The following is a 7,860-nucleotide window of genomic DNA, read 5'->3' as shown; positions in this document are numbered from 1 at the left end:
TCTCCTAATATTCCTAACAGTCTGAGTTATTCTCAAATTCATCTTTCAGTTTGTTCTTTTTATCCCTCATTCTTCTTTTGCCTTTTTCAATAGAATTAATTAATTCCTTATCCTCTATCGGGTTAGTAATTACCGGCTTTTCATCAGTCAGATAACGAGCTAAACTTTGAACCGTAGTATACTGGAAAAGAACTTCTACCGGTATTTCGATGTTCAGCTCTTCTTTAATCTTTATTCCCAATTGGATTAAGCTTAGTGAATTGCCTCCCACATCAAAGAAATTAGCATCCGTACTAATATTTTTTACACAAAGCATATCTTCCCATATCTGCATTATACGCATTTCCATTTCACTTTCAGGTGCTATGCAACTGGTTTTGCCCTCTAATTCCCGGCCATAGTTATGGAGGACTTTTTTGTCTATTTTACCGCTGGAGGTTAGCGGAAATTCATCAACACTGTAAAACTTTGCAGGAATCATATAATCCGGTAAGCTTTTAAGTAAAAAGCTCTTGAGTTCCTCACTTTTTACAAGCTCATTATATTTAACATAAGCAGTCAGGTTTGCATTTTCATTATTCCGGTTTACTATAACAACGGCTTCATTTATATTCGGATGTCTTATAAGCCTGCTTTCTATTTCTCCAAGTTCTATACGGAATCCCCTGATTTTTATCTGATCGTCATTACGACCTATATATTCTATATTTCCGTCCTCCAGCCACCTTCCTATATCTCCTGTTTTATACATTCTCAGACCGATGTTAAACGGGTCGTCGAGGAAGCATCTTGCCGTAAGCTCAGGATTGTTGATGTATCCTTTTCCTACCTGATTACCTGAAATGTATATTTCTCCGTTCACACCAACAGGAGCAGGCTTTTTGTCTTCATCTAAAATATATATTTTAGTGTTGGGAACAGGTTTCCCTATGGGGATTTTTTCACTTTCCTTTGATATTTTGCAGTAAGTTACATCAATTGCTGCTTCTGTAGGCCCGTATAAATTAATCAATTCAGTTTCATCATTAAATTTTCTGTAGAACAGGTCTTTATGATTTAGGGTCAGCGCCTCTCCGCTGCAAATACATTTACGTAATTTACTTATTACCATGCCTTCAGGAACCACTGAAAGGAAAGCTGAAAGCATAGACGGAACAAAGTGTGTAACTGTAATCCCTTTATTGTTAATAAGATTAAGAAGGTAATCAGGCTCTTTTTCTCCACCCGGTTTTGCCAGATATATTTTTGCACCAAGTACAAAAGGCAGAATAATCTCCCAAACAGATACATCAAAGGTGTACGTGGTTTTTTGCAATATGGTATCTTGTTCAGTTATATTACAGATATCTTTCATCCATAAAAGTCTGTTCAAAAGACTTACATGCCGGATTACCACACCTTTTGGCAATCCGGTAGAACCTGAAGTGTATATGACATATGCCGCATCTTCCGGCTTAATTTCAGTATATGGATTCTTTGTACTTATTTCCTTTAATTCCGGGTTATTAATATTAATAATCTCTCCATCGTAACCGGAACCGATTATATTTTCTATGTTTGTAATAACAATTTTTGAACTGCAATCATTAAGCATAAAGGTTATTCTGTCTACAGGAGATTTTGGATCAATGGGCAAATAAGCTCCACCGGCCTTTATAACTCCCCAGATTGCTATCAGCATATCAATACTGCGTTTAATTATTACGCCAACCATATCGTTTGCACTGACACCTTTTTGTATCAATAGATTTGCTAATTGATTGACCTTTTCATTAAATTCTTTATAGGACATCTGACAATCATCACATAAAATTGCCGCCCTATTTTCCTTGGCAAGTGCATTTTTCTCAAGGTAAAAGCTTAGAGATTTGCTGAAATCATACTCTGTGTATGTATCGTTAAACTTTTCAAGCACTTTTTGTCTTTCATTATCTGAAAGTATGTCTATATTTTTTATGTGTGTGTCCGGCTTTTGTAATATGGTTTTTATAATTTTTCTGAAACCGTCACTGAACCGCTTGATTGTATCAGCCTTAAAAAGGTTTGTGGAATATTCTATATTGAATGTTATGTCTCCGTTATCTTTTTCAAATCCTATAAGGCTTAAATCAAATTTGGAGACTGGCTTTTTAAATGTGTATGGTTTAAAGACCAATCCCGGAATACTTGTCTCAGATATTGAATAATTCTGCCATACAAACATTATGTCAAAGAGAGGGTTCCTGCTCTTATCCCTTGTAATTGCCAATTTATCAATAAGGTCTTCAAATTGATAATCCTGATTGTTAAAAGTATTTATTATATTCTCCCTGACCTCTTTCAGGAAATCATTATATTTCTTTTCTTTCTCAGGGAAATTTCTGACAGGAAGAGTATTTACAAACATCCCGATAATATCTTTCAGTTCGTCATATTTTCTGCCTGAAACAGCGGTACCTACAACAATATCAGTGCTGCCGCTTAATTTGTTCATAAGAATAATGAATGCAGACATAAAAAACATATATAATGTAGCATTTTCATTTCTGCACAGCTCAGCCAATCCATCTATCTCTTGTCTCGTAATTGTAAAACTGTGTACATCGCCTTCATATTTTTTCAAATAAGGCCTTTGAAAATCAACCGGGAGATTTAGTACAGGAGCTTCTTTTTTAAACGTTTCCAGCCAGTATTTCTCCTGATTCAATAATTCTTCTTTTCCCTGAAGCTGACTTTGCCATTCAGAGTAATCCTTGTATTGAATCTGCAAATCCTTAACTACTCTGTCTGCGTATAAATCCATTATTTGATTTATGAGAATACCTTCTGATACACCGTCTGTGATTATATGATGAATGTCTATAATCAAAATATGTTTATTGCTGTTTATTTCTATTAATCCTATTCTTAATAAGGGTGGTTTACTCAAATCAAAGGGTTGTATAAACTCCGATATTATTTTTTCAATATCCCCTTCAAGGGAATTGAAATAACTAATTCCTATTTTTGAATCTTCAAATACTTTTTGATATAATTCTCCTTCTCTAAAAACAAAACCGGTTCTCAGTGTTTCATTTTTTAATATTAACTTTTTAAATACTCCCTCTAATTTTTCCTTATCCAGTGAACCTTCCAGCACAGCTATTATTGGCTCATTGTATGCTGTTGAATTAAGATTCAGTTGATTTAATATATAAATTCTCTTTTGTGCTGAGGATGTTTTATAATAATCGTTTACGGGTGCAGCTTTTATAACCGGCTCATAACCGTGGCTTGTATCTTCAATCAACTTTGCCATTGCCTCAATGGTCGGTTTGTGGAAGAACTCCCCTATTGAAATTTGTGTACCGGTTTCTTTTCGGGTTTTTGCAATCATGCTAATAGCTTTTAGTGAATCCCCTCCAAGTTCAAAGAAATCATCCCTGACCCCGATTTTATCTATACCGAAGAAATCCTGCCAACTTTGGGCTAACAATCTTTCCTTTTGATTCCGTGGTTCTACATAATCCGATAGCAAGTCAGGCCGGGATTTTATAATTTTATTCTGTACACTGTCGTCAATAACCTCAGGTATTGTATCCAAATGAAGCCATTTACTGCTTCTCTTCTGGATACTGCCTGATGAAATTATTATTTGGTTGGCACATTGCAAAGACATAAGCTTTTCAAAAGAGGCTATCCCTTCTTCAAGGTTCATTGCATATGCTATTCTATTAATACCAAGGTTTGTAGTACTAGCCTTCTCTTCCTTTTCAAATAGCCAGGTCTCCCAGTTGACACTTATCCAATTGAGTTTTCCCATACTTCTATGCATCTGAGCAAAATAATCCATATAAATATTTGCTGCTGCATAAGCCGTATCACCAAGACCTCCCAATATACTGGAAAGTGATGAAGTTAAAAGGCATAAATCCAGATTTTTATTTCTAAAAATTTTATCTATTACCATGAGTCCATAGACTTTGCTTCTGAACTGGGTTTCAAAATCCTCTTCTTCCATTTCTTTTGCAGCCTTTGCATTTTTCCCTACAACACCTGCTGTATGGATTACACCGTTAATCTCACCGGTTTTTTTCTCAATATCCTTTACTATTTCCAGTACCTTATCGTAATCTGAAATGTCCTGTGAATAATAAAGTATCGTACCTCCAAAATCTTCAAGTACCTTTAATTTTTTTATTTTACCAGCCAATTCATTACTCTCAACAATATATTTGTCCCATTCATCTCTTTCAGGAATCAGAGTTTTGCCTATTATGGCAACCTTCGCATTATAAGAGGTAATCAGATATTTTGCCAGATTAAATCCAAGATCACCAAGTCCTCCTGTTATAAGGTAAACTCCTTTAGATTTCAAATATTTGTTTATTCCGCTGTATTCCTTTAAATTCAGCTGTTCAAAATATTGTACCCATCGGCGTTTTCCTCTGTATGCTATTACTCTTTCTCCTATGGGAGCATTTATTTCATTTACTAACTGCTTTGCAATAAAATCTGTTGATTTGTTATTTAAGCTTTCATACTCAACGTCTATACATGCACAGCCAATGTTCAAATATTCCTGAGAAATAACTTTTGCTGTAGAAATAAGTGTTGAATTTTCCGGTTCTATACTCTCCAATCCGGTGATTTCATGAAGGTTGGAGGTAATTATATATATGTTGGTTTTGTTGCTTCGGTTATATTTGTCTGCCCCTTTTACAATATTCAGCAAACTGTATAACCCGGTTCTCTGCGCACTGTCAAACCTCTTCTTTAAGTCCTCTTCATGTGTTGTGTTACTTTCCAAAGACCACATATGTATAATTGTGTCCGGGTTTATTTTGTCCTCCTTTAGTTCTCTGAACAGACAATCGTAGCTGTCAGAATCAAAAGGATTCAGTATATAAGAGCAAGGGTCAATTTTTTTATAAACTTCGCCAAGTGTAACCTCTATTACTTTACAATTCTTCTCATGGAACACTTCCGAAATTCTTGACTCCAGACTGTACTTGGAAGTATGAAATAATAAAACGACAGGTTCGTTCTTATTACTCCTGTCATTCTCGATTAGAGGTACATTTTTCCATGAAGGTACATAGAACCAATCGTTCAATGAAGGCTCTTTATATATATCCGTAGCGCCTGCTATTTCACTGTTTGAAACCTGTTTATACTCATTATCAGGCCAATACGGTTGGCTTTCGAAGGGATATGTCGGCAAAGGTATACGCCTTCTCTTTTCGTCCCTGTAAAAGTTATTCCAGTTAATATTAATACCCCTGAGCCATAGTCTGCCAATCCTGTTTAAAACAAAGAAAATATCTGATATTTCACTATTTTCGGTTTTAATAATATCAGTAACTGTAACTCCGTTAATTTCTTTTTTGCCGTTTGTAATAAGAGAATGAACCAATAAGGCTAAATCACGTCCGGGGCCGATTTCCATGAATACACAGTTTTGCTCTTTTAATATCTCCTTGATTCCATCCGAAAAATTTACAGTCTCTCTTATTTGTCTTACCCAGTACGCCGGTTCCAATACCTCATTATTTTCAACCAATCTGCCTGTCACATTTGAAATTAAAGGGTATACCGGAGGCGAGAAAACAATCTCCTTAAGCCCTTCCATATATTCATCCAATATGCAATCCAACAGATGTGAATGTGCCGCATGTGTGCTCTTTAACGGCATACAGATTATGCGTCTGTTTGCCAATTCTTTACTGAGGGCCTCGATTTTTTCAGTTTTGCCGGAAATAACACAGGAAAGGCCATTATCTATAGCCAATGACAGCTCTGAATCCATAAAAGGCAAAATCTCTTCTTTTGGTAAAGGAACACTCAGCATCATGCCTTTACACGTTTTGCTAATGAGTTTACCCCTTAACGTAACCAACTTTATCGCATCTTCAAGTGTAAATACCTTTGCTATACATGCTGCCGTAATTTCTCCCAAACTATAGCCAATCAACATACTGGGCTTTATCCCCCAACTTATTAAAAGCCTCGCCAAAGCATACTCAAAAATAAACAGTACCGGTTGTAAAAATTCAGTTTCATGCAGCTTATTCACTGCAGATAAAATATTATCGCGGGGATACAATATTTCTTTCAAATCGCTTCCACTTTGCAATTTCAGTATATCGAAGCACTTGTCTATTTGTTGTCTAAAGAAGGAATTATATCTATAAAGTTCTATTCCCATATTAATGTATTGAGCACCCTGACCAGAAAACATGAAAACAATATTAATGCTCCTGTCGTTAGCCTTTACAATATTTATATGGCTTTCTCCGGAAACATCCCCTTCAAGAACATTAATTGCATCTTTCAAATCTGAGCAAATAAGCATTTTTCTATTTTGAAAGGGTTTTCGTCCAACCTTTAGAGTATAGGCTATGTCTGACAGATTTTCATCCGGATTATCCCTGATAAAGTCTAACAGATTACGGGTTTGAGTTTGAAGTGCAGACTCGGTTTTTGCTGATAATACCAATAATTGTGGCATATCGGACTCGAAGCTTTCAAATACCTCTTCAGGAGGTTCTTCAAGAATAATGTGTAAATTGGTACCACCTACTCCAAAGGAGCTTACTCCGGCCCTTAATGGGTAATCACCTCTTTCAAAACCTTTGAGCTTGTCATTTATATAAAATGGACTGTTCTCCAGATCAGGATTTGGTTCACCCGTGTGTAACGACGGGAACAACATTTTGTGCTTCAATGAGAGTACAGTTTTAATGAGTCCTGCTATACCTGAAGCACTGTTTAAATGTCCTATATTAGTCTTAACAGAACCGATAGCTATTCTGTTTCTCTTATCAATATTTTTAAATGCATTTTTCATTGCTTCTATTTCAATAGAATCACCAAGCTTTGTGGCACTTCCGTGACCCTCTATGTATCCTATGCTTTCAGGCTCAACTTCTGCCATCTGCTGGGCAAGTTGTATTACAAGCGACTGTCCTTCAATACCGGGGGCGGTATACCCAATCTTGTCATTACCATCATTATTTATAGCAGAACCTTTAATTATTGCGTGAATGGTATCTCCATCCTCAATAGCATTTTCAAGTCTTTTAAGGATTACTAAGCCAATACCGTCACCAAATACCGCCCCACCGGCTTCTCCTGAAAATGAACGGCAGTGACCATCCGGTGATACTATCATCCCGTCCTGATAAAGGTAGCCCTTTCTTTTGGGGAAATACACTGAAACCCCACCGGCTATTGCTATATCACATTCTCCTCCCAGGATTGACTGTGCCGCCAGATGAACAGAAACAAGTGAAGTTGAACATGATGTAAACACAGTGATTACAGGCCCTTTAAGGTTTAACTTATAAGCAATTCTTGTACTCATTAAGTCCTTATCATGTAAAAGTGTCTTTGAGAAGGCATCCAAGGATTTCCCTGAATTAAAATCATTCCATATTCCTTGTTCGCCTGCTAATATTGTGTGGGATTCCCAAAGAGGATTTGGTGTACCTCCTACAAAAAGTCCAATGGTGCCATTATACTGCTCAGGGTTATAGCCTGCATTCTCCAACGAATCCCACGCACATTCGTGCAGAAGACGCATTTGAGGATCCATAATTTTTGCTTCTTCAGGTGTATATCCAAAGAATTCTGAGTCAAAGTATTCAGGTTTTCTCATACTAGCTCGTACTTTTACATAGTTTGGGTCATTTATAAGCTCCTGACTTACTTTTAACTCCTCTAATTCTTTATCTGTTAGTATTTCAATGGACTCAATACCATTTTTAAGATTTTCGAAAAATTCTTCTGTATTGTCAGCGCCGGGAAAACGTGCTGTTATTCCAATTATGGCTATTTCTAAGCCTGACCTCATTTGATTTTCCTGATCCATTTATGAATCTCCACCCTTATGATATAGTT

At 36.3% G+C, this 7,860-nt stretch carries 1 protein-coding gene; it reads right to left on the bottom strand.

Annotated features, from left to right (window positions below):
- Positions 1-13: 13 nt before the first annotated feature.
- Positions 14-7,831: a hybrid non-ribosomal peptide synthetase/type I polyketide synthase gene (locus tag CLO1100_RS04320; protein ID WP_014312529.1), complete on the bottom strand. Its 7,818-nt coding sequence runs from the start codon at positions 7,829-7,831 to the stop codon at positions 14-16.
- Between the last annotated feature and the right edge of the window lie 29 nt (positions 7,832-7,860).

Origin of the sequence: Clostridium sp. BNL1100 (genome assembly GCF_000244875.1) — a bacterium.
Taxonomy (GTDB): Bacteria; Bacillota; Clostridia; order Acetivibrionales; family DSM-1351; genus Ruminiclostridium.
This window is presented reverse-complemented; position numbering and strand designations above follow the sequence as displayed.